This is a genomic window from Modestobacter sp. DSM 44400, assembly GCF_900107175.1.
Taxonomy (GTDB): Bacteria; Actinomycetota; Actinomycetes; order Mycobacteriales; family Geodermatophilaceae; genus Modestobacter.
This window is the reverse complement of record NZ_FNOZ01000160.1, coordinates 1-1419: the sequence shown is the minus strand read 5'-3', so window position 1 is coordinate 1419 and position 1419 is coordinate 1. Positions and strand designations below refer to the sequence as shown.

General features: G+C 66.7%; 1 protein-coding gene. It reads left to right on the top strand.

Translation table 11 applies throughout. The annotated features are described in order from the left end of the window. Window positions 1-634, top strand: a 634-nt coding sequence (locus BLW04_RS27895) for a metallophosphoesterase family protein (RefSeq protein ID WP_217631282.1), incomplete at its 5' end; no start/stop codon positions are given. Window positions 635-1419: the final 785 nt, after the last annotated feature.

Genomic DNA, 1419 nt, shown 5'->3' with positions numbered 1-1419 from the left:
GGCGGGGGACCGCCACCTCAAGTTCCACGAGACCCGGGACAACCTCGCACCCTCCCGCACGATCGAATCCAGCAACGAGACACCACTGCCGGCAACCGGCTCGTCATGGTTGTCGGACTCCGCTGCGGCTACCGTGACCATCGGTCGTACCTTCCCGACCGGCGTTGGCGCGCCGGCCTTGCTTGAGGGACTCAAGATCATCGGGAGGGTACGACCCCACCCGCCGATCCACAGGCTTCAAGCATTGCTCCACTGTTGGTGTTCTGGCACCGACCGCGCTGGTCCAGCGGGCATCGAGCACGGAACTGATCCTGAGATGCAGCCGTTGTGGCAGGCAGCCGTCACGGCCGGAGCAGAGATCGTGGTGAACGCACATGACTACAACTACGAACGGTTCGAGCCACTGGACGGGAACGGTGAGCCCAGCTCCGACGGCACCACCGAGTTCGTCTCTGGTAACGGCGGGCATCACCTGCGCGACATCGGCGCCCGCGAACCCCACAGCGCAGCAGCGAGCTCCGGCACGCCTGGCGTCCTGTTCCTCACCCTGCGGACCGACGGATACGACTGGAGCTATCGAGGCGTCGAGGGGCGCACCGACGACACGGGCACGCGCCAGCTCGGAGCGGGCTGACCCGCCACGGCGGCTCCGACTTCACGTGCACGCCGCCGGTGCTCACCTGACGGCAATTGGGCCGCCCTCCGGAGGCGCACGGGGTCGGCCACGATGAAAGACGTCTCCCCGTCGACGTACCGGTCGCGCTCGACGACGAACTGCCCGGTGGCGGTGGTGGCGTCGACGAACGCCGGCAGCAGCGGGATTCGCACTGTCACCGTCACACAGACGGAGAACGCCTGCCCTGGCGTCAGCGCCGGGACGTAACTGCCCGCCGCGGCACAGCCGCCAGACACACGCCCTAGCCTCGATCTTGCGTGCGCCCAGCAGGACAGGGAGGTGACCTCGTGATGAGGTGATCTTGCTGTTCGTGCTCGTCGTCGCTTGCCGGTGGGAGTCCGGTCCGGGTAGCTGTCAGGAGGCCCGGTAGCAGACTAGCGGCTTGGTCTGGAAACGGACCGGGTCGAAGCCCAGTGTCAAAAGCCCTGTCAGGGGAAGCGACTGAACGGTTCGCAGCATTACGCGAAGTCTGCAGCGTCGTTAGAGGTCCTGCCCGTGAGGGCGGGAGCAGAGGGAGCCGAGCCGCTGTTAGCACGGCGAAGGCCATGGACGCGGTGAAGAACCTGAATCGCAGCCGCCAAGGACCCTCCGGCGTATGGGGCGTGGAACGTTCAGATAGTGACGGCGGGAACTGGGGAGGCCCTCCCCGGTGGAGTTGACCCGCTTCGGTGGACACCCTGAACTTGGGCGATGTGCCCGAGGAAGGGGTCCTGATGGGCCGTCCGAGCAAGTACTCCCCGGAG